Source organism: Streptomyces sp. NPDC059248 (assembly GCF_042753905.1).
Taxonomy (GTDB): Bacteria; Actinomycetota; Actinomycetes; order Streptomycetales; family Streptomycetaceae; genus Streptomyces.
The window spans coordinates 39,284-60,235 of sequence record NZ_JBHYZV010000044.1 but is presented as its reverse complement, the minus strand read 5'-3'; the positions used below and the strand labels follow the sequence as shown (position 1 = coordinate 60,235).

The following is a 20,952-nucleotide window of genomic DNA, read 5'->3' as shown; positions in this document are numbered from 1 at the left end:
GGCCGGGCGGGATCAGTACATCACCCAGCCGGCGCCCGCACCGTTGACCGCGGTGCGGGACACTGCCGCGGGATGTGGCGGCCTTCACCGGCCGCCGGGCCGAGGTGGACCGGATCCTGGCCGTCGCCCAGCCGCCCTTCAGCGACGAGCCGCCGATGTGACGCGAGCAGGCCTCCTGGATTACCCGTTCACTTCCGACAGTGCAGGTAACACCCCTTTGATGCTCGTCTCAGCCGATGTCGCGCCGGGCGAATCGCCAGTACGCTGCGGCTGCCAGTGGCAGCAGGTAGAGGGCGAGGGCGGTGAATGCCTGGACTCCTGTGGTGCCCTGGCGCATCGCGACACAGGCGACTTCTCCGATGCAGTCGGTGCGGTCGATTCCCAGCAGGAGCCGTTCGTTGAGCGCGGCGAAGGTGATGCCGGACAAGTGGTACTCGGTCAGCGACGGCACATATTCCTGGAAGAGCTGTTCGGCTGCGACCAGGTAGCCGAGTGTGATGCCCAGGGCCAGTGCTGTTCCACGGGCGAGCATGCCCAGGCAGTAGCCGAGGAGGGTGATCAGAGCGATGAGCAGCGCTCCTCGGAGGGTGATCAGAGCGAGTACTCGCCAGATCTCCCCGTCGGCATCGGCGAGTGTGCCCCGTTGGTGGGCGGTGAGGGCCAGGAGGGGGACCAGGACGGCGGTTGCGGTGATGGTGATGACGGCTGTGGTGAGGGCCAGCAGGGAGCCGCGTACGGCGAAGAGCCGGGGGCGGCGGGGTTCGGAGGCCGCGAGTGTGAGCATGACGCGTGAGGACCAGTCGGCCCCGCCGCTTCGGATGCCGAAGACGAGGCCGGCGACGGCGATGCCGGAGAGGACGGTCCGCAGGTCGACGAAGACCGCCTTGGAAAAGAGGTAGCGGGGGTCGTCGAAGAAGTTTACGACCTTGGGGTGCTCGGTGGCTGGAATGCCACGGGCGGTCGCTTCGGCGATGTACTCGCGCTGGGCCTTCTCTGCCGCGCGCCACGCGATGTCGGTGTCGGTGCCGTGGCCGAGATAGGCGGCGAGCGCGTACCAGGCCAGGAGCGCGGGCAGGGCCCAGAGCGAGTAGCGGACGTAGGCGGGGCTCAGCAGCCTGCGGAGTTCGGCGTTCGCGAGCCGGCGCAGGGGCATGGTCGATGTCATCAGCCCAAGTCCGTCCGGGTGGAGCGCCAGAGCGCGAGGGCCAGGACGGGGATCAGATAGATCAGGACCCCGCCCAGTCCGTCGGCGATGGTCAGATCGACATGGGCAGCCGCGCATCCCGGACCTGCGATGCAGTCGGATTCAATCATGGGGACGACGGGTTTCTCGTTGAGGACGGCGAAGAGAAGATCGGGCATGTCGTACTCGGAGAGACGGGGGCCCCGCCCGCCGAAGATCTGGTCGGCGGAGGCCAGGTAGACGAACGCGATGCCCAGGGCGGCCGCAGTGCGGCGGGTCAGCACGGCCAGGGCGTAGCCGAGCAGTGCCAGCAGTCCGCAGAGCAGGACGCCGCGGGCGTAGAGGCCGCCGAAGGCGGCCCAATAGGTTCCGTCGAGCCCGGCGGTGCTTCCTCGGGTGGCTGCCGCGAGCAGCAGGAGCGGGACGAGGAGGGCGCCGATGACGGCCGCGGCGGCCATGGCCAGCCCGGTGACGAGCAGGGCGCGGGTTGAGAACAGCCGGGTGCGGCGGGGCTCGACGGCGGCGAGCGTGAGGACGACCCGGGAGGACCAGTCGCCGCCGCCGGCGACGATGCCGCAGACAACGGCGGTGACCGCGAGGGCGGTGAGGGCGGTGCGCAGGTCCTCGAAGGAGAGGGTGCTCATGACGTAACGGGGGTCGTCGTAGAACAGTCGCGCAGTGACACCTTCGGTCATCGGGAGGCCGTATCGCTCCGCGTCTCCTTTGACCCGGGCGAACTCTGCTTGTGCCGTGCGCCAGGCGGAGGCGGTGTCGTTGTGGTGGAGGATCAGCTGGGACAGGCCGAAGAGCACCGTCGCGGCCAGGAGCCCGATCGCCCCCAGTCGTACGGCCCGGGGCGCCAGCAGGCGGCGTAACTCGGCGTGGACCAGGCGCTTCCAGGGCAACGTACCCGAGTCAGTGGGCATGGATGCTCCGGTCCTCGTCGGCGTCGGCGACGCGGATCGCGCGAATGTAGGCGTCCTCCAGCGAGGCGGACCGGTGGTGGACCTGGTCCGGGTAGATGTCGTTCTCGGCGAGGAGCCGGAGGATGCCGGGGGCCTTCTCACTGCTGTCGATCCGCAGCTCCGTCGTGCTTCCGGTGCCGGGAACGGCTGTCACGGTGTGGCCTCGGGCTGTCAGCACGGCCTGTGCGGTGTCCCGTTCGGACTCGGGTCCGGACAAGTGGACGACGAGCTGGTCGCTCACCTCGCCGACCAGCGTGGACAGTTCGTCCTCGCAGATCACACGGCCGTACCGGACGATGGCCACGCGGTCGCAGACGACTTCCACCTCGGCCAGGATGTGCGAGGAGACGATCACGGTCATGCCGCGGTCGTCGCGCAGGTGGGTGAGGAGGGGGCGCAGGTCGCGGATCGCCTCGGGGTCGAGGCCGTTCATCGGCTCGTCCAGCACCAGCAGATCCGGGGAGGGCAGCAGTGCGGCGGCGACACCGAGCCGCTGCTTCATCCCCAGGGAGTAGCCGGCGTAGGGGCGTCGCGCGTCCCGGGTGAGGCCGACGAGGTCGAGAGCTTCCGCGACCGTCCTCGCGCCGACACCGTGCAGGGCGGCCAGGAGTCGCAGGTTGTGCTCGCCGGTCAGCGACGCCGTGAACGCGGGACCTTCGATCAGGGCGCCCATGCGGTGCGCCACCCGGTGCTGCTCGCGCGGCAGGTCGTGTCCGAAGGCGCGGATGGTGCCCTCGACCCGGATGAGGCCGAGGAGGGCCTTGAGCGCGGTGGTCTTGCCGGACCCGTTGGGGCCGAGCAGTCCGACGATGGAACGGGCCGGGATCGTCATGGAGAACCGGTCGAGTGCGGTCTGGCGGCGTGCCCGTGCGGTGCGGTAGTGCTTCACAAGTCCGTCGAGGTGTGCCAGCGGTTCGTGGCGGACGCCGGTGGTCACTTGCGCACCGACCCGGTGGCGGGCTCCGGGAAGGTGACGGCGCAGTAGCCGGTGCGGTTCCCGCTCTCCCAGGACTCCTTGTCGAAGGGCAGCAGCTGCATGCCGATGCGGCCGCCGGGGGGAGCGGCGGCCAGCACCGGTTCGAGGGCGGGGTCGCAGAGCTTGGTGAGCGTCTTCACCAGAGGGTTCTGTCCGGGGAAGGGCGCGTTCGCGGCCTCGGGGATGCGGACCTTGGCGAGGATCTCCAGGCGGTGCGGGGTCGTGCAGTCCACGACACCCACCTTGTCGGCGGCGGTGACCGCACCGTCGTCGTTGGAGCACATGCCGACGGCGAGCGACGAGTACGGGACGGGTCGGCCTTCGGGTAACCCCTTCATCGCGTCGGACTGCTTCCGCGGCTCTTTTGCCGAATCCGCCGGATCGTCCGCGCTGGTGGTTGTGCAGCCGGCGACCAGGGCCACGGCCGTGAGGGCGGTCATCAGACGGAGCGAGGGAAAACGGCGCATTCAGCACTCACTTTCGGGTGTCAGAAATTCGCCCGGGCGGGCCGACACGCGGCCCGCCCGGGAATGCTCAGAAGGCTGCTCGGTCAGCAGACCCGGGTGCCGTAGTACGAGTCCCAAGTGTCGCCGTCGTCGCCGCCGTTGTGGTCCGCCCACCATTCGACCACGAGGTTCCCACCCGTGTTGGTCACCTTCTTGACGTAGTGGTTGCCCGTGCGGTGGGTGTGGCCGGAAGCGTACGACGGCCGCTCGGCTCCGGGATTGCCGTTGATCCGGATGGTGCCCCAGTCGCATCGGGTGTCGGCCTGGGCGGTGGTGGCGGTGCCCCCCAGGATGAGGACGGCTCCGACCATGGCGGCCGCCGCTCCCGTGGCGCTGAGGCGCTTCACTGTCTTCCCGAACATCGCGATCTCCCCTGTCGAACGTGTGTTCCATGGAGTTGGTGCGCCATCAACGTAGGTTCGTCCGCTGATGCCATCAACGGAGATGCCCCGGGAGTGTCCAGAAGCCTCTGGTGTACCTGTGAGGGATCAAGGTGTCACTCACCGTGGAGCGCTGATTCCGGAAGGCTCGGCATGCCCGTACGGGAGTCGGGGGTGAATCGCCTGCGATGTCGATCCCCTTGCCTATCGGCGATTCCCGGCTCCGCCCCGCACTCCGGATCCCACCCGGTGGACCGCGGCCGGACCGCCGTCGTGGTATGACCAGCACGAGTGCGAGGCTGCAGCGGCAGCGGCCGCACCACCGGCCCGGAACCGCAGGTAACGTTGACGAGGTTGCGGGCGCCACGCCGTCCCGGACACCTCCCGGTGCGGTGTGGTGAAGTTCGCCCCTCCGCTCTCCATCAAAGGGAACTACCCACTTCGCATACCCGGCCGACGGGGCGAATCCGTGATTGGCGCGAAAGTCGACTCGGCCCCGGGTGGCTGGCTCAGGCGCGCAGTTTTGGGTCGATGATTTGTTCGTAGGCGGTGGTGAGTTCGTCTTTGGTGAGGGTGCCTTCGGGGTGGGGGTGGTAGACGGGAACGGGCTTTCCGTAGTCGGAGATGTCTATGGTGATGATCAGGTCGCCGTCTCGCATCTTGAGTCTGTGTACCGTCGGGTTCGGTCCGGTGGTGACGTAGAGCTCCCCGGTCTCGCCGCTGTCCTGAATGGCGAAGCGCAGGAGGCGTTGTCCGTTCTCGGTGACGGTCTCGACCGCGGTGGCTTCGGTCTGCTTCTCGAACGAGGGCTTGAGCAGTACTTCGTTCCGGAACTCGCATGTTCGCGTCATTTTTTCACCGGCCTGGTCGGCTGGGCGGGACTCCGCATCCAGCGGTCCGCGAACAGCTCGACTTCGGCTGCCACCCGTTCCGGGCCCGCACCGGCGGGGCGGAGACGGGCTGGGCGGCGGGCGGGTTGAAGGTGTCGCGTGGCCGGGGTCTGATGTAGTCGGCCGCGTTCGCCGTCCTGATCGGCCACGCCTTGACCGGATGGCGGTAGCCGTACACAAGGAGGCGGCGCCGCAGTCCCGGGCGGAGCCGCACGTTGTGGCAGTCGTGGAGCGGCAGAGCCGGGTGAGGTGCGACGGGGATCCCGAGCCCCGCGACCGATGACGTCCGGCGCGGGCCGGTGGCGGTGATCCTGGCCGGATATCGGTCTGTGTCCGGAAAGCGCTTGTCCGTGCCTCGGGCCCGGCCGTACGGTCGGGCTGGATCCGACCAGGTGCGGCGGTGAGGGAGACGGGTGGCCAGGGTCGTCGAGTTGTCGTATTACCCCGTCAAAGGCTGTGCCGGTGTCCCGGCCGACGACGCCGATGTGACGGTCGCCGGGCTCGCGTACGACCGCAGTTTCATGGTCGTCGACGACGAGGGCGTGTTCCGCAGTCAGCGCCGTGACCCGCGGCTCGCGCTGGTCCGGCCCGGGGTCGGCGCGGGTGGGGAGCGGCTGTTGCTGCGGGGGCCCGGTCTCGCCCCGGTGGACATCGCCGTGGACACCACCGGCGCGCGGCGGGGCGTCATCCTGTTCGGCGCCCCCTTCACCGGCATCGACCAGGGCGACGAGGCCGCCGGATGGCTGTCGGAGTTCCTCGGCGCGCCGTGCAGGCTGGTCCGCGTACCGCCGGAGCACCACCGGGTCACCGACGGCCGGACGCCCGGTACCTCGGGCTACGCCGACAGCTGCGCCGTCCATGTCCTCTCCCGGGCGTCCCTCGCGCTGCTCAACGCGCGGATGGCCGAACGCGGGGGCGCTCCGCTGCCCATGGACCGCTTCCGGGCGAACATCGTCGTCGACGGGTGGGACGAGCCGCATACGGAGGACCTGATCCGGCGGGCCGCCATCGGCGATGTGGAACTGGCCTACGCCAAACTCGCCGGGCGCTGCGCGGTCACGACCGTCGACCAGACGACGGCGGGGAAGGCGGGACCCGAGCCGCTCCGTACGCTCGCCGACTACCGGCGCGCGGCGGCCGGCGGTGTCGTCTTCGGCGCGAAGTTCGCCGTAGTACGGCCCGGCAAGCTGTCCGTGGGCGACGAGGTGGACGTCGCGTCCTGGGGCGCGTCGGAGCTGTAAGGAGTCACCGTCCGCCTCCTTCTTCCGCCCCGTCGCCTGCTTGAGCTTCGCCTTCGTCCAGCCCGTCGTTCCCAGTCCCTCCGGTCGTCCGCAGGGGCGGGGCCGTACGGCGGACGCATGATCCGGATGGGCCCGGGCAGGCGCTTGATCGAGACGGTGCCGGGCCCGCGAAACCAGCGGTCGGGCGGCGCCAGCCGCCGCACCGCACCGTCTCGGATCGTTGTCCCGGACGAGAGGAATCCGTCATGACCGAGAACAGGTGGAACTATTCGCCCACGGCCGGTGTCGTCGCCGGAGCCGACCTCACCGGCTTCAAGGTCGAGGCGCTGGACGGCGGTATCGGGAAGGTCGACAAGCACAGCGCCGACGTGGACGAGGCATGTCTCGTCGTGGACACCGGGCCGTGGATCTTCGGCAAGGAAGTGCTCATACCGGCCGGGGCGGTCACCCGGCTGGAACCGGACGAGCGGAAGCTGCACGTCGGTCTGACGAAGGATCAGATCAAGGCCGCGCCGGAGTTCTACCGGGAGACCCATTACGCCGACCCCGGGTACCGGGACATCCTGAGCGCCTACTACTGGCCGCGGATGTGAGCGGAAGCGCACGGCGTCCCCGGCACGCGGGTGGGGCGGTCCGGCCGGGCCGCCCCACCCGTCAGTGCTCCGGGACGTCCTTGAGGAACACGATCCCGTCGTACGCCGCCCGGTGCGCCGGGTCCAGCGGGGCGTAGCCGAACCAGGGCGAGACCCGCGGGACGAGGGGTACGGCCGGGCGGGCCCCGGCGGCGACGACGCAGCGGTCCTCCGGGAGCGCGTACAGGAGCCCTTCGACCGTGTCCGGCGGCGGGGTGTCCACGCCCCGGTGCCGCATCGTGCCCAGGGCCGTGGCCAGGAAGGCGTACTCCTCGCCCAGCAGGGCGCTCAGCCGTGCGCCGGCGCTCCACCACTCCAGCGACGTCCCGCCCATCCGTATCGTGCTCAGGTCCCGCTGGAGATGGCTGTTGTGGGCGAAGACCAGCGCCGGGCCCCGTTCGGCGATCGCGAGGAGGTTGTCGGCCATCATCGAACCCCGCAGCCCCAGCAGCCGCGTCATCCGGCCCGGTGAGGGGTCGGCCGTCCAGAAGTGGTAGCGCAGCAGGCCGGTGGCGGTACGGCCGTACAGGCGGGCGCGGTCCCACTCCGCCCGGGACGTCCCGGCGATCAGCTCGGGCGACCGCTCGTCCAGCAGTGCCACCAGATCGTCCGCGACGAGCCGCAGCTCACGGGCCTCGGGCGACCGGCCCGCCGACAGGGCCGGATCCATCATGGCGGCCGGATGGATCCACCCGGCGTCCGTGCCGAGCAGCCGGTCGAGCTCGTCCGCGGTACGGGGGAGCAGCCGCGGGTCCAGCCGGGCCGCGAGAAAGCCGTGAAGCGCCATGAGGGCCTCCCGGGGCGCGGCGGCGCCGGTGATCTCCAGCGGACCGTCGAAACCGGCGAACCGGAGCCGTTCGGCCGCGGGCAGGTCACGGTTGAAGGCGCGCATCCAGCGCACCAGTTCGCGATTGGCGGCGGAAGCGCCGAATCCATGGCTGAACCCGTGTGCCATGACGTCGTCGAGCGTGCCCGTGCCCGAGGCGACGTAGTCGTCGACGGCCAGGCCCATGAGGCAGTCGCTCTCGATCGCGATCGTCCGGTAGCCCTCCTCCTCGACGAGCTGCCGGAACAGCTCGTTCCGAAGGTCGAGCAGGGTGTCCTCGCCGTGGGTGGGTTCGCCCAGGGCCAGCAGCCGCGGCCGGGCCGGGAACAGCTTCATGACGGCGCCGGCCTCGACCGGGTGTACGGAGTCCGTGATGCCGATATCCATGCCTTCAAAGGTATCGCTGAACAACCGGTTGAGACTTTGCCGCGATATCTTGGGCTCCATGGGGCAAAACCTTCAAAGCCGTGACCGGCTCAGGCCGGTCGATCTGGCGCGGGCGCACGGTCTTTCGACACAGGCGGTCCGGAACTACGAGGAGGCGGGCATCCTCCCGGCCGCCGATCGCACCCCCCACGGCTACCGCGCCTACACCCCGCTGCACGCGCGGGCGCTGAGCGCCTTTCTCGCCCTGGTCCCGGGACACGGCCACCGGACGGCCGCGGCGATCATGCGCGCCGTGAACCTGGGCACGACGGAGGAGGCGTTCCGCCTCGTCGACGAGAGCCACGCCCAGCTCCTGGAGGACCGCGGGACCCTCCGGGCCGTGGAGCGCGCCCTGCGCGATCTGGACACCGCCGCGATGTCCGTGCCGACGGAGCCGGACGGGCCCGGCGGGACGTTCATCGGCCCGCTGGCCGAACGGCTCGGTATCCGGCCCGCGACCCTGCGCACCTGGGAGCGCGCCGGCCTGGTGACCCCGCGCCGTGACCCGGGGAGCGGTTACCGGGTCTACGACCAGGCGGATGTACGGGACGTCCGACTGGCCCATCAGCTCCGACGCGGCGGCTATCTGCTGGACGAGATCGCCCCGCTGATCGCCCGCGTCCGCGCGGCCGGCGGCCTGGAGCCGCTGGAGGCCGCGCTGGACGACTGGCACGACCGGCTGTCCGCCCGGGGGCGCGCGATGCTGACCGGAGCCGCCGCCCTCGACACCTACCTGCGCGCCCGCGGTTAGGGCGTGTCCGCAAAGTAGCGTCGTCCGCCCGCGCGGGGTCCGGTGCGCTATGAGGTGGCGTCGGTCCACAGGGTGGTGCTGTGGGCTCCAATGAGATCGCTGATGCGGGTGAGTGCGTCACCGGCCGGCTGCGGGTCGAGTCGGCGTCCGTCGCGCAAGCGCAGGGCGACGTGGTCGTCAGTGGCCTCCTTGGCGCCGATGACGGCTTGGTAGGGGACCAGGCGGGCGTCTCGGATGCGGGCGCCCAGGCTGCCGCGGTCCGGTCCCGCGATCCGGGTACGCAGTCCGAGAGGGGTACAGCGTCGGGCGAGGGCTTCGGCGTTCGGCAGTTCGGTGTCGGAGATCGGGAGGATCACCAGCTGGGTGGGGGCGAGCCAGGCGGGGAAGGCGCCGCCGTGCTGTTCGACGAGGTGGGCGACGGCTCGCTCCACGCTGCCGATGATGCTGCGGTGGACCATGACCGGGCGGTGTTTGGCGCCGTCCGCGCCGATGTAGTGCAGGTTGAACTGTTCGGGCTGGTGGAAGTCGACCTGGATGGTGGACAGGGTGGACTCCCGGCCGGCGGTGTCGGTGACCTGGACGTCGATCTTGGGGCCGTAGAACGCGGCTTCTCCCTCGGCGGCCTCGTAGGGCAGGCCGGAGCGGTCGAGGACGTCGGTCAGCAGGGTGGTGGACCGTTGCCACTTCTCGGGTGCGGCGATGTACTTGCCGCCGGGGCCCGGGAGGGAGAGGCGGTAGCGGGTCGGGGTGATGCCGAGTGCCTTGTACGCCCGGCGGATCATCTCCAGTGCCGCCCGCGCTTCCTCGGCGACCTGGTCGAGGGTGCAGAAGATGTGCGCGTCGTTGAGCTGGATGGCCCGTACCCGGGTCAGCCCGCCGAGTACGCCGGAGAGTTCGGAGCGGTACATGCCGCCCAGTTCGGCGATGCGCAGGGGCAGGTCGCGGTAGCTGTGGGAGCGGGAGCGGTAGATCACCGCGTGGTGGGGGCACAGGCTGGGCCGCAGGACGAGCTGCTCTCCGCCGAGGTCCATCGGGGGGAACATGTCGTCGCTGTAGTGGGCCCAGTGTCCGGAGATCTCGTACAGTTCCCGCTTGCCGAGGACGGGTGAGTACACGTGCTGGTAGCCCGCTCGCCGTTCGGCGGCGCGGATGTACTCCTCCAGGGTGTGCCGCACGGTCGCGCCGTCGGGCAGCCAGTACGGCAGGCCGGCGCCGATGAGCGGGTCGGTGTCGAACAGGCCCAGTTCACGGCCGAGTTCACGGTGGTCGTGCTTGGTGGTCATCGTGGTCTCCTGCTGGGTGGGGAGCAAGTGACCGGGCCTACGACGAAGCCCCGGGGCACTTGCCCCGGGGCTTCGGATCAGATCGTCTGTCAGCGCGCCGGGACACTCTCCGGCGTCGTCGTTATAGCGGCGCGCTTCATATCGCCGACGGTAGCAGGGTGCGGCGATGTCCACACGGTCATTCCTCGGCAGAAGCACCCGGGTCGCGCCGCGATCGTCATGCGCAGGTCCCTCAGCAGGGCGTCCAGCAGGCCGACGGGTAGGATCGGTCACACTTGCGGGAAAGGTTAGGCAAGCCTTACCGTACGCATTCGCACCACTCGGGGCTCGGCCGGTACACCCGGCCCGCCCGCGGCGAGCGCTCCACCGACGCAGCCTGGCCGTCCGCTGCCGGATTTCTCGCCGACAGGACCCATGTGAATCACTCCGCCTCCGGTCTGTACGACCCTGCCCGCGAACACAGCGCCTGCGGCGTGGGCTTCCTCACCCGTCTCGACGGGACGCCGAGCCATGACGTCCTCCGCAAGGGCGACGAGGCGCTCCGCGCCATCCCGCACCGCGGCGGCAAGTCCGCCGATGGCGTCGGTGACGGCGCGGGCGTGAGCGTCGATCTGTCGGTGGAGTTCTTCGGCGCGATCACCGGCGAGGAGCTGTGCCCCGGACACTTCGGGGTCGCGAACTGCTTCGTCCCCACCGACGCCGCCCGCCGTGACGGCGCGCTGGACCTCGTTCGCCGCGGTATCGCCGCGGAGGGCTTCGAGATCCTGCTGGTCCGCGACGTCCCCGTGGACCACTCCGTCGCCCGGCCCGCGGCCGAGCGGTACCAGCTGCCCGTCGTGCAGTGGGTGTTCCGGGCGCCGGGGGAGTGGGAGCGTGCCGACGTCGACGCGGCCGCCCATCGCGCCCTGCTCGCCGTCGAGGCCGCGGCCTACGCCGACGACGCGTACGCCGGTCTCTATCCGCTGTCGCTGAGCGCGCGGACCCAGGTCCTCAAGGGGCGGCTCAACTCCCACGAGGTGATCGGCTACTTTCGCGACCTCGGCGACCCCCGGCACTCCGTCCGGTCGCTGTACTTCCACACCCGGTTCTCCACCAACACCGAGCCGCACCCGACCATGGCGCAGCCGTTCCGGCTGATGGCGCACAACGGCGAACTCAACACCGACCGCAAGAACCGGCTGTCCGACGAGGCCCTCGCCCGCGCCCGCGCCCGGCGGATCGTCCGGCCGCCGGGGCAGTCGGACTCCAGCAGGCTCGACCAGACCCTCCAGAGCCGGGTCCACGACGACGGGCTCGACATCGTCGAGGCCGTGGTGTCCCTGATGCCGCCCGCCTGGGAGAACGACCGTACGCTGCCCGCCGCCGTCCGGGACATGCTGGAGTACTTCTCGCTGTACGAGGAGAAGAACGACGGACCGGCCGCCGTGATCTTCAGCGACGGCGATGTCGTCGGCGCCCGGCTCGACCGGCTCGGGCTCCGCCCGCTGCGTACCGTCGAGACTGCCGAGTACCTCATGGTGGCGTCCGAGGCCGGCCAGGTCGCGTTCCCCGACGACGAGGTCGTCCGCCGGGGTCGGATCGAGGCCGGTGGCATGCTCGTCGTCGACCACCGCACCGGCCGCCGGATGCGGACCCGCGAGGTGCTCGCCGAACTCGCCGCGCGACGGCCGTACGCCGAACTGCTCGCCGAGGCCCGGGTGGACCTCGACGAGCTGCCCGCCCCCGGGGAACCCGGCACGACACCCCCGTACGACGGCGACCTCACCCTCTCCGGACGGTACGTGGCCTACGCGCTGAACCAGGAGAGCTTCCGGTTCCTGCTCGACCCGATGCTCGCCCACGGGTCGGAACGCATCTCGGCCATGGGCTACGGCAACGCCATCAACGCGCTCAGCGACACCGAGGGCGGGATGGCGAAGTACTTCTCCCAGCGCTTCGCCCAGGTCACGAACCCGCCGCTGGACAGCATCCGCGAGGCCGACGGCATGAGCCTGCGGGTCGCCCTCGGACCCAGGCCCGACGGCACCCGGCACACCGGGGGACGGCACACCGCGGGACGGCAGATCGTGGTGCCGTCACCCGTACTCGGCCCGCTCGACCTGGCGCGCCTGCGCGAGCAGCGGATCGTGCCGCTGAAGACGTTCGACCTGCTGTACGAGCCCGTGCCCGGCGACGCGACCGCGAACGCCGACGCCCTCAGGGCCGCGCTCGGCCGGCTCTGCGACGGCGTCGAGCGGTTCGCCGCCGACAGCGGCGGTATCGCGCTCCTCACCGACCTCGCGATCTCCTCGACCCGCGCCCCGCTGCCCGTGATCCTCGCCGTCGCCGCCGTGAACCAGCGCCTCATCGAGACCGGGCTGCGCCCGCGGCTCTCGATCGTCGCCGAAAGCGGCCAGCTCCCCTCGTCGCACCATGTCGCGACCGCGCTCGGCTTCGGCGCCTCCGCCGTCCTCAGCCTCAGCGCGTGGCTGCGCGCCGCCGAGAAGCACCCCGGCGCCGCCACGGACCCCGACGGCACCACCGAGGCCGGCCGGGCCCTGGCCCGCTTCCGCAAGGCGGCCGAGAAGTCCCTCGCCAAGACCATGGGCCGGGTCGGACTGTGCACCGCCGAGAGCTATATCGGCGGCGAGTTCTTCGAACCCAACTACCTCGACACCCGCGACGACGACCTCGCCCGGATCTTCCCGCATCTCCGGGCACCCGTCGGCGGAGTCGGGTTCACCCGGATCGCACAGGCCGCGACGGACTGGCACCAGCGGGCCCTTACGGTCCGGGCCGAGCAGCAGATCCCCCTGCTCGGCCTGTTCAAGGAACGGTCCGACGGCGCCGGGCACTCCTTCGGCGTCAACTCCGTACGCGGCTTCGGCGGGATGACCGCCGAACGGCCCGGCTTCGGCCGCGACGACGACTCCGACGCGCTCCGCCTCCTCACCCTCGGCCAGCTCGACGACGCGTTCGGGATCACCGACACCGCGTACCGCAGCACCGGCTACGACGCGCTCGACGACACCGAGATCGACGCCTTCCGGATCACCCCCGGATACCGCGACTTCGTCCGGACGACGTACGAGGAGCGGGCCCGCCGCCCCTCCGCGCTCCGCGACGTACTCGCCCTGCCCGCCGATGTCACCGGGCTGACCACCCCGGAGGACTTCGCCCGCGAACTGGGCCGCTTCTCCACCACCGGGAACGCGTCCGTCACGGTCCGCGGCGCCGCCGTGTCCGTCATGGACCGCACCACCGGGACGATCACCGTACGGCTGCGTCTCACCGACCCCGACCCCGGCCCCGACGGCGCCGGGCGGCACGCCGCGCTCGCCGCCGGGCTCGCGCTCGCCCACCCCGGCGAGACCGAGACCCTCGACACGGCCGCCGACGGCGTCGTCGTCACCGCGACGGGCACCGCGGCGCGGCTGCTCGCCCTCTTCGACGAGGCGCCCGGGCCCGTCCCCGTCGACGAGGTCCAGCCCGCGCACCGGATCACCGGCGCGCTCGCCTCCGGCGCCATGAGCCACGGCGCGCTCGTCGCCACCGCCCACGAGGCCGTCGCGCACGGCACCAACATGGTCGGCGCCCTGTCGAACAGCGGCGAGGGCGGCGAGCACCACTCCCGCTACGGCACCATCCGCGGCTCCCGCATCAAGCAGTTCGCGTCCGGCAGGTTCGGCATCTGGGCGGGCTATCTCGCCGACCCGATGCTCCGCGAGCTGGAGATCAAGATCGGTCAGGGCGCCAAGCCGGGCGAGGGCGGCCAGCTGCCGGCGCCGAAGGTCACCGTCGACATCGCGGCGGCCCGCGGCGGGACCCCCGGTATCGAACTCGTCTCACCGCCGCCGCACCACGACACATACTCGATCGAGGACCTCGCCCAGCTCATCCACGACTGCAAGGCCGCCCGCGTCCGGGTCGTCGTCAAGCTCGTCTCCTCCGAGGGCATCGGCACCATCGCGGTCGGCGTCGCCAAGGCCGGCGCGGACGTCATCAACGTCGCCGGAAACACCGGCGGCACCGGCGCCGCCGCCGTCACCAGCCTCAAGTACGCCGGGCGGTCCGCGGAGATCGGCGTCGCCGAGGTCCATCAGGCGCTCGTCGCCAACGGGCTGCGGCAGAAGGTCGTCCTGCGCTGCTCCGGCGCCCACCAGACCGGCGGCGACGTCGTCACCTCGGCCCTTCTGGGGGCCGACAGCTTCGAGTTCGGGACCACGGCGCTGATGATGCTCGGCTGCGTCATGGCGAAGAACTGCCACCAGAAGTGCCCCGCCGGACTCACCACCAACCCCGAGGCGTTCGAAGGCGACCCGCGCGCGCTCGCCCAGTACCTGCTGAACATCGCGCACGACGTCCGGCACATCCTCGCCCGCCTCGGACTGCGGTCGCTGCGCGAGGCCCGGGGCCGCTCCGATCTGCTCCAGCTCCTCGACCACCCCGCGAGCACCGGCCGGCTCGACGTCCGCCGGCTGCTCGCCCGCGTACCCGAGAAGACGGTCCACGACCCGGAGTACCTGGAGAAGGACTTCACCACCGACGACGCGCTCGTCGACCTCGTCCGGGCCGCGCTGATCGACCGGCGCGAGCCGCGGGTGCTGGTGGACGACGTCCGGCTCGGCAACGGCGACAAGTCGGTCGGCGGACAGCTCGGTATCGACCTGGAGCGCGTCCTCAACCACGAACTCGGCGCCGACGACCTGGCCGGCGCGCCCGCGGTCGTCACCGACGACCGGGGCCGCCGCCGCCTCGCGGACGACGCCGTCCTGATCCGTACCACCGGCTCCGCCGGACAGTCGTACGGCGTGTTCTGCAACGACGGCATCACCCTCGAACACACCGGTACCGCCAACGACGGCGTCGGCAAGAGCCAGAGCGGCGGCCGGATCGTCGTCCGCGCCCCGGGCGGCGGCGCGGCGGCCGAGCACGGCGGCAACGTCCTCATCGGGAATTTCGCCCTCTTCGGTGCGACCGGCGGCCGGACGTTCGTCCAGGGCGAGGCCGGTGACCGGTTCGCCGTACGGAACTCCGGCGCGACCGCCGTCGTCGAGGGCCTCGGCGACTTCGGCTGCGAGTACATGACCGGCGGCGCCGTCCTCAACCTCGGCGGCTTCGGCAAGGGCCTCGGCAACGGCATGAGCGGCGGATTCCTCTACCAGTACGACCCCACGGGCGAGCTGCCCGGCCGGGTCAGCGCCGACTCGCTGCTCGTGTTCCCGGTGACCGCCACCGAACACGGCGCCTTCCACGAGGAAGCCGTACGGCTCCTGCTGCGCTGGCACGTGGAGGCCACCGGCTCCCCGTTCGCCGCCCGGCTGCTGGCGGACTGGGCGGACGAGCGGCGGCACGTCTACTGCGGAATGCCCCGGGCGCTGCTGCTCTACCAGGACGCCACCGAGATCCTCGCCGCCGCCACCCGTAACGAACTGCTCGACGAACTCGCCACGTCGATCGCCACGGACAAGCTCCGCGCGTTCAAGGTCGACTACCGCGACCGCCGTACCGTGCTCGGCGGCCGGGCCCCGGCGCTCGGCGACCCGGACGGCGACGACATGTTCTCCCTCCTGTCGTCGTACACGGTCCTCGGCGTCGCTCAGGACCTCGCCGTCCGGCGGGTGCCCGGGGCGACGGGGCTCGACGACCCCCGGGTCGCGGAGGCCGTCCGGCATCTCGTGCTCACCGAGGACCACGCCGTCAAACAGCGCGTCGTGAAGTACCTCCGCGGCACCCTGGAGCGGTTCGCCGACGACGAACTCGCCACCCTCATCGCCATCAAGCGCCTCGACGACTACAAGCGGGCGCTGCGGCAGCGGAACAACGCCAGCATGGACGCCCCCGGGACGTACGGCTGGATCCTCCACCAGAACACCAAGAACGCCGGGCGCGTCCGCGCCGCCCGGTTCGACGAACTGCTCGCGACCGCGGCCCTGGAAGACATCGCCGCCCGTCGCTCCCCGCAGACCCCGACCGAGGCGGTGACCGCGTGACGCTCCTCTCCCCGACCGGCCCCCTCTCCCCGACCGGCTCCCTCTCGCCGACCGGCTCCCTCATCCCGGCCGACGCCCCCTTCTCCGCCGAACAGGAGGCATGGCTCGCCGGATTCATCGCCGGGATCTCCGCCGCCGGACGCCGGGACGCCGCCGCCCCGGGCGGCGCCCCCGCCGCGACCGTCGACATCCTCTTCGGCACCCAGACCGGGACCGCCGAACTCCTCGCCGGGGAGGCCGTCGCCGGGGCCCGCGCCCGCGGCCTCGGCGCCACCGCCACCCCGCTCGACGACATCACACCCGAACGGCTCGCCGCCTCGTCCCTCCTGCTGATCGTCGTCTCGACCTACGGCGAGGGCGAGATGCCCGACAACGCCGGACTGTTCTGGGAAGCGCTCGCCGCCGACGGCGCGCCGCGCCTCGAAGGTCTCCGCTACGCCGTCCTCGGCCTCGGCGACCGCGGCTACGACGACTTCTGCGGGGCCGCGAAGCTCATCGACACCCGGCTCGCCGGACTCGGCGCCGTCCGGCTGCACGACCGCGTCGACTGCGACGTCGACTACGAGGAGCCCGCCGCGGCCTGGACGGCCACGGTCCTGGACCGCCTCGCCGCCGAGACCGGCGCGACGGTCGGCGCGACGGCCGGCGCCTCCGCGAACGGAGCCGCGGCACCGGAGACGCCCGCGACGCGCTCACCCTGGAACAAGCGGAACCCGTACCGCTCCCGCCTTCTCGTGAACCGGCTGCTGTCGTCGCCCCAGAGCGCCAAGGAGATCCGCCACTACGAGTTCGACCTCGGCGACAGCGGCATCACCTACCAGGCGGGCGACGCCCTCGCCGTCGTACCCGTCAACGACGACGCGCTCGTCGGCGCGCTCCTCGACCACCTCGGCGCCCACGGCGACGAGGACGCCGGAGGGCAGCCGCTCGCCGAGGCGCTGCGCACCGGGCGCGAGATCCGCACCCCCTCCAAGGACCTCGTCGCCGAACTGGCCGAACGCGCCCCTTCGAGCGATCTCGCCGCCCTCGTCGCCCGCGGGGACAAGTCCGCCCTCGACGCCTGGCTCGACCGCCGGGACGTACTCGACCTGCTGCGGGACGCCGGATCCGCCGCCCCGGGCACCGCCGAACTGCTGCCGCTGCTGCGCCCCCTGACGGCACGGCAGTACTCGATCTCGTCGAGCCCGCTCGCCCACCCGGGCCGGATCCATCTGACCGTCGCCTCCGTCCGCTACGACACCGGGGACCGCCGCCACGGGGGCGTCGCCTCCACCTATCTCGCGGACCGGCTCGGCGGTGGCGCGGACGGCGCGGATGCCGCCGGCGCCGCCGTCTATCTTCAGCCGAACGCATCCTTCGGCGTCCCGGCCGACGACGACACCCCGATGATCATGATCGGCCCCGGTACCGGGATCGCGCCGTTCCGCGGCTTTCTGCACGAGCGCGCCGCGCGGGGCGCCGCAGGACGCAACTGGCTCTTCTTCGGCGACCAGCACCGCGCGACGGACTTCGTCTACGAGGACGAACTCGCCCAACTCCGGGACCGCGGGGTGCTGACCCGGCTCGACCTCGCCTTCTCCCGCGACCAGGCCGAGAAGGTCTATGTACAGACGCGGATGCGGGAACAGGCGCGCGAGCTGTACGGCTGGCTGGAGGACGGCGCGTACGTCTACGTCTGCGGCGACGCCTCCCGGATGGCGAAGGACGTCGAGGCGGCCCTCCTTGACGTCATCGCCGGCCGGCGCGGCCGCGGCGCCGACGACGCCGCCCGGTATCTGGCCGATCTGCGCCGGGCCAAGCGCTACGTACGGGATGTGTACTGAGCATGATGGACCACCATCCCGAGCCGTGCGCCCCCGGCGGCCTCTGCGCCTTCGACGAGCGCTGCGGCCGGCGCGGCAGCACCGTACGACCGATCGACCCGCGGATGCCGGAACTCGCCCGCTGTCTGACGCTCTTCCAGTACGTCCAGGCCGTCACCGGCGGCCCGGTCGCCCGGATCGAGCAGGCGGGCAGCTACGCGGTCCCCAGCCTGCGCGGCGAGGCCTTCGCCGTCCGCCCCGGCTCGATCGCGCTCCGCGTCGACGGTGCGGGACTCGGCTCCGCCGGGGTCGTCGATGACCGGGACACCGGCGGTGTCGCCCTGCACCTGTACGACACCGAAGGCCGCACCGCGCACCGGGGGAGTCTGCTGTCCGAGGGCGACCGGCTGCTGGCCGGACTGGCCCGCACGGCCGCCCCCGGCGCGCTCGCCGCCGCCCCGCCCCCGGCCGCCGCGACGACGTCGTGGGAGGACGGCGACCAGCTCGCCCAGCTCGACGAGATCCTCGTGGACGGCGGTATCGCCCGGCGCGCCGCGTTCGACCGGTACCGGGGCGGGCACCGGGCCGTCGACGCCGGTGTCGTCCCCGACGTACTGGACTACGTCTGCTCCGCCGGACTGCCCGTGGGGATCGCGGTGTTCGCCCCGGCGGCCGCCATGCAGGCGAGCTCCGGCCGGATCCATGTCACCGACCGGACCGTCGGCGGCCGGGTCTTCGCGGCGATCGCGGAGAGCACGGTGGAGATCGACCTCCCGGGCGTCCGGGCGTGCCGTCTCGTCCGCACCCGGGCCGCCCACGGCCCGACCTCCGCGATCGAACTCGACGACGCCGACGGCCGGTGCGTGGCCGTCATCACCCAGTTCGGGATCGTCGGCGAGCGGGTGCACACGGACTGGGAGCACCTGGCGGCGTCCCTGCCGGACGCCTGAGGGCCGGACGCCTGAGGGCGGGGCGGGGGGTCGGTCGCCGCGCGGGGCTCGCACGCCTTCTCGGCGGGGGCGGGCATGTTTCGAGGGCGTGCGCGGGGGCACCCGGGGCGTGGCGGAGGGGCCCGCGACGGCGCGGGCCGACTCCGGCCGTCGTCACGTGTGGTGACGGCCCGGTCGCTCCGGGCGGGTCCCGGTACGGGACCCGTACCGAGGCGTCACGGAACCGATCCGGGGGAGGACGGGGAGTGCACGATGCGCACCGAGGAACTCGCCGAACTGGGTCAGCAGCTGCGGGTCGACGCGGTCCGGGCGGCCGAAGCGGCGGGGTCGGGGCATCCGACGTCGTCGATGTCCGCCGCCGATCTCGCCGCCGTCCTGCTGGCGCGGCATCTGCGCTACGACTTCGACCGGCCCGACCACCCCGGGAACGACCGGCTGATCCTCTCCAAGGGGCACGCGTCCCCGCTGCTCTACGCCCTCTACCGGGCGGCGGGTGTGATCGACGAGGCCGAGCTGCTCACCTTCCGGCACGACGGCAGTCCCCTGGAAGGCCATCCGACGCCCCGGCTGCCGTGGGTGGACGTGGCCACCGGGTCGCTCGGGCAGGGGCTGCCGATCGGCGTCGGGATGGCGCTGGCGGGGGAGCGGCTGGACCAGGTGCCGTACCGGGTGTGGGTGGTGTGCGGGGACAGTGAGATGGCCGAGGGGTCGGTATGGGAGGCGGTGGAGTCCGCCGCGTACGAACGGCTCGACCGGCTGACCCTGATCGTCGACGTCAACCGGCTCGGCCAGCGCGGCCCCACCCGTGAGGGCTGGGACCTGGACGCCTACCGGCGGCGGCTGGACGCCTTCGGCTGGCACACCGTCGAGGTCGACGGGCACGACGTCGCCGCGATCGACGCGGCCTACGAGGAGGCCGCGGCGACCACCGGGCGGCCCACCGCCGTACTCGCCAGGACGCAGAAGGGCCGGGGCGTCGCCGAGGTCGAGAACAAGGAGGGCTTCCACGGCAAGCCGCTGCCCCATCCGGGGCGGGCCGTCGAGGAGTTGGGCGGGGTCCGGCACATCCGGGTCGACGTCGACACCCCGCCGCCGCTCCCGGCCAGGACCGCACCGCCCGCCTCGCCCGCGCGGGACGCCGAACCGCCCCGGTACCGCGTCGGCGACGAGGTGGCGACCCGGGACGCCTTCGGGGCCGCGCTGGCGGCGCTGGGCTCCGTACGCGGCGATGTCGTCGCCCTCGACGGGGAGGTCGGGGACTCCACCCGGGCCGCGGCCTTCGCCGACGCCCACCCCGACCGCTACTTCGAGTTCTACATCGCCGAACAGCAGCTCGTGGCCGCCGCCGTGGGCATGCGGGCCCGCGGCTATCTGCCGTTCGCCACCACCTTCGCCGCCTTCCTCACCCGGGCGCACGACTTCATCAGGATGGCCGCCGTCAGCGATGCCGGGATCCAGCTCTGCGGCTCCCACGCCGGTGTGGCCATCGGCCCCGACGGCCCGTCGCAGATGGGTCTGGAGGACCTCGCGATGATGCGCGCGATCCACGGCTCCACCGTCCTCTACCCCTGCGACGCCAACCAGGCCGCGTGCCTGGTCCGGCACATGGCGCAGCTGCCCGGCATCGGCTATCTGCGGACCAGCCGCGGCGCCGCCCCCGTCCTGTACGGCCCGGGTGAGGACTTCCCCGTCGGCGGTTCCCGGGTCCTGCGGTCCGGGGACGGGGACCGGGTGACCGTGGTGGCCGCCGGGGTCACCGTCCACGAGGCGCTCAAGGCCGCCGACGCGCTGGCGGGCGCGGGCATCGGGATCCGGGTGATCGATCTGTACTCGGTCAAGCCGGTGGACGTGGCGGCGCTGGAGGACGCCGCCGACGCGACGGGCTGTCTGATGACGGTCGAGGACCACCGGCCCGAGGGCGGCATCGGGGACGCCGTCGCCTCCGTCTTCGCCGACGGCCGGCCGCAGCCGAGGCTGGTCCGGCTCGCCGTCCGGACCATGCCCGGCTCCGCCGACCCCGAACAGCAACTGGCGCACGCGGGTATCGACGCCGCCTCGATCGCCGCCGCGGTCCGGCTGCTGGTGGGGGAGGCGGTCGTCGCCTGAGCCGCGGCTCACCGTCATCGGTCCGGTGCCGCTGCCGTGCGCGACGGCCCCGGCGCCCGCTGC

The 20,952-nt window shown here is 72.1% G+C and carries 15 protein-coding genes; 7 read left to right on the top strand and 8 right to left on the bottom strand.

Annotated features, from left to right (window positions below):
* Positions 1-229: 229 nt before the first annotated feature.
* The 6 genes from ACFXG1_RS20125 to ACFXG1_RS20100 form a co-directional block, all read right to left on the bottom strand.
* A complete protein-coding gene (locus tag ACFXG1_RS20125) occupies positions 230-1,165 on the bottom strand; it encodes a hypothetical protein (protein WP_384716070.1) in 936 nt (311 codons plus the stop codon).
* Positions 1,165-2,109: a hypothetical protein gene (locus ACFXG1_RS20120; protein ID WP_384716073.1), complete on the bottom strand. Its 945-nt coding sequence runs from the start codon at positions 2,107-2,109 to the stop codon at positions 1,165-1,167. The genes ACFXG1_RS20125 and ACFXG1_RS20120 overlap by 1 nt, the downstream gene beginning before the upstream one ends.
* On the bottom strand, positions 2,099-3,085 hold the full coding sequence (locus ACFXG1_RS20115) for an ABC transporter ATP-binding protein (protein ID WP_384716075.1): 987 nt from the start codon (positions 3,083-3,085) through the stop codon (positions 2,099-2,101). The genes ACFXG1_RS20120 and ACFXG1_RS20115 overlap by 11 nt, the downstream gene beginning before the upstream one ends.
* Complete coding sequence (locus tag ACFXG1_RS20110) at positions 3,082-3,564, bottom strand: septum formation family protein (protein WP_384716078.1); 483 nt, start codon at positions 3,562-3,564, stop codon at positions 3,082-3,084. The genes ACFXG1_RS20115 and ACFXG1_RS20110 overlap by 4 nt, the downstream gene beginning before the upstream one ends.
* A 110-nt stretch (positions 3,565-3,674) precedes the next feature.
* The gene (locus ACFXG1_RS20105; protein ID WP_384716080.1) at positions 3,675-3,992 is read right to left on the bottom strand and encodes a hypothetical protein; all 318 of its coding nucleotides are present in this window, start codon (positions 3,990-3,992) and stop codon (positions 3,675-3,677) included.
* A 527-nt stretch (positions 3,993-4,519) separates the two neighbouring features.
* Complete coding sequence (locus tag ACFXG1_RS20100; protein ID WP_384716083.1) at positions 4,520-4,861, bottom strand: hypothetical protein; 342 nt, start codon at positions 4,859-4,861, stop codon at positions 4,520-4,522.
* A 452-nt stretch (positions 4,862-5,313) separates the two neighbouring features.
* Between ACFXG1_RS20100 and ACFXG1_RS20095 the strand changes: the two genes are divergently transcribed.
* A complete protein-coding gene (locus ACFXG1_RS20095) occupies positions 5,314-6,141 on the top strand; it encodes an MOSC domain-containing protein (RefSeq protein ID WP_384716086.1) in 828 nt (275 codons plus the stop codon).
* A gap of 245 nt (positions 6,142-6,386) precedes the next feature.
* Positions 6,387-6,734, top strand: coding sequence for a PRC-barrel domain containing protein (locus ACFXG1_RS20090; RefSeq protein WP_384716089.1), 348 nt, complete (start codon positions 6,387-6,389; stop codon positions 6,732-6,734).
* A gap of 61 nt (positions 6,735-6,795) precedes the next feature.
* On the opposite strand, the gene ACFXG1_RS20085 is transcribed toward ACFXG1_RS20090, so the two are convergent.
* The gene (locus ACFXG1_RS20085; RefSeq protein WP_384743882.1) at positions 6,796-7,986 is read right to left on the bottom strand and encodes an erythromycin esterase family protein; all 1,191 of its coding nucleotides are present in this window, start codon (positions 7,984-7,986) and stop codon (positions 6,796-6,798) included.
* A gap of 58 nt (positions 7,987-8,044) precedes the next feature.
* Here ACFXG1_RS20085 and ACFXG1_RS20080 point away from each other — a divergent pair, with 58 nt between their 5' ends.
* Positions 8,045-8,776 (top strand): TioE family transcriptional regulator, encoded by a 732-nt coding sequence (locus ACFXG1_RS20080; RefSeq protein ID WP_384743880.1) that lies wholly within the window; start codon positions 8,045-8,047, stop codon positions 8,774-8,776.
* Positions 8,777-8,823: 47 nt separating this feature from the next.
* Here ACFXG1_RS20080 and thrS read toward each other — a convergent pair whose 3' ends face one another.
* The gene (gene thrS, locus ACFXG1_RS20075) at positions 8,824-10,059 is read right to left on the bottom strand and encodes a threonine--tRNA ligase (RefSeq protein WP_384721316.1); all 1,236 of its coding nucleotides are present in this window, start codon (positions 10,057-10,059) and stop codon (positions 8,824-8,826) included.
* A gap of 416 nt (positions 10,060-10,475) precedes the next feature.
* Between thrS and ACFXG1_RS20070 the strand changes: the two genes are divergently transcribed.
* The 4 genes from ACFXG1_RS20070 to ACFXG1_RS20055 all read left to right on the top strand — a co-directional run bounded on the left by ACFXG1_RS20070 (position 10,476) and on the right by ACFXG1_RS20055 (position 20,889).
* Positions 10,476-16,031, top strand: coding sequence for a glutamate synthase-related protein (locus tag ACFXG1_RS20070; RefSeq protein ID WP_384743877.1), 5,556 nt, complete (start codon positions 10,476-10,478; stop codon positions 16,029-16,031).
* Positions 16,028-17,854: a sulfite reductase subunit alpha gene (locus tag ACFXG1_RS20065; protein ID WP_384743875.1), complete on the top strand. Its 1,827-nt coding sequence runs from the start codon at positions 16,028-16,030 to the stop codon at positions 17,852-17,854. The genes ACFXG1_RS20070 and ACFXG1_RS20065 overlap by 4 nt, the downstream gene beginning before the upstream one ends.
* A 2-nt stretch (positions 17,855-17,856) precedes the next feature.
* Positions 17,857-18,783: a hypothetical protein gene (locus ACFXG1_RS20060; protein ID WP_384716624.1), complete on the top strand. Its 927-nt coding sequence runs from the start codon at positions 17,857-17,859 to the stop codon at positions 18,781-18,783.
* A 252-nt stretch (positions 18,784-19,035) separates the two neighbouring features.
* Complete coding sequence (locus tag ACFXG1_RS20055) at positions 19,036-20,889, top strand: transketolase (protein ID WP_384743873.1); 1,854 nt, start codon at positions 19,036-19,038, stop codon at positions 20,887-20,889.
* The last annotated feature ends 63 nt before the right edge of the window (positions 20,890-20,952 follow it).

Excerpts from the sequence above, each read along its gene's own strand:
- ACFXG1_RS20125 (WP_384716070.1), bottom strand. The coding sequence starts at position 1,165 with ATGACATCGACCATGCCCCTGCGCCGGCTCGCGAACGCCGAACTCCGC.
- ACFXG1_RS20120 (WP_384716073.1), bottom strand. The coding sequence starts at position 2,109 with ATGCCCACTGACTCGGGTACGTTGCCCTGGAAGCGCCTGGTCCACGCC.
- ACFXG1_RS20110 (WP_384716078.1), bottom strand. The coding sequence starts at position 3,564 with ATGACCGCCCTCACGGCCGTGGCCCTGGTCGCCGGCTGCACAACCACC.
- ACFXG1_RS20105 (WP_384716080.1), bottom strand. The coding sequence starts at position 3,992 with ATGTTCGGGAAGACAGTGAAGCGCCTCAGCGCCACGGGAGCGGCGGCC.
- ACFXG1_RS20100 (WP_384716083.1), bottom strand. The coding sequence starts at position 4,861 with ATGACGCGAACATGCGAGTTCCGGAACGAAGTACTGCTCAAGCCCTCG.
- ACFXG1_RS20090 (WP_384716089.1), top strand. The coding sequence starts at position 6,387 with ATGACCGAGAACAGGTGGAACTATTCGCCCACGGCCGGTGTCGTCGCC.
- ACFXG1_RS20085 (WP_384743882.1), bottom strand. The coding sequence starts at position 7,986 with ATGGATATCGGCATCACGGACTCCGTACACCCGGTCGAGGCCGGCGCC.
- ACFXG1_RS20080 (WP_384743880.1), top strand. The coding sequence starts at position 8,045 with ATGGGGCAAAACCTTCAAAGCCGTGACCGGCTCAGGCCGGTCGATCTG.
- thrS (WP_384721316.1), bottom strand. The coding sequence starts at position 10,059 with ATGACCACCAAGCACGACCACCGTGAACTCGGCCGTGAACTGGGCCTG.
- ACFXG1_RS20060 (WP_384716624.1), top strand. The coding sequence starts at position 17,857 with ATGATGGACCACCATCCCGAGCCGTGCGCCCCCGGCGGCCTCTGCGCC.
- ACFXG1_RS20055 (WP_384743873.1), top strand. The coding sequence starts at position 19,036 with ATGCGCACCGAGGAACTCGCCGAACTGGGTCAGCAGCTGCGGGTCGAC.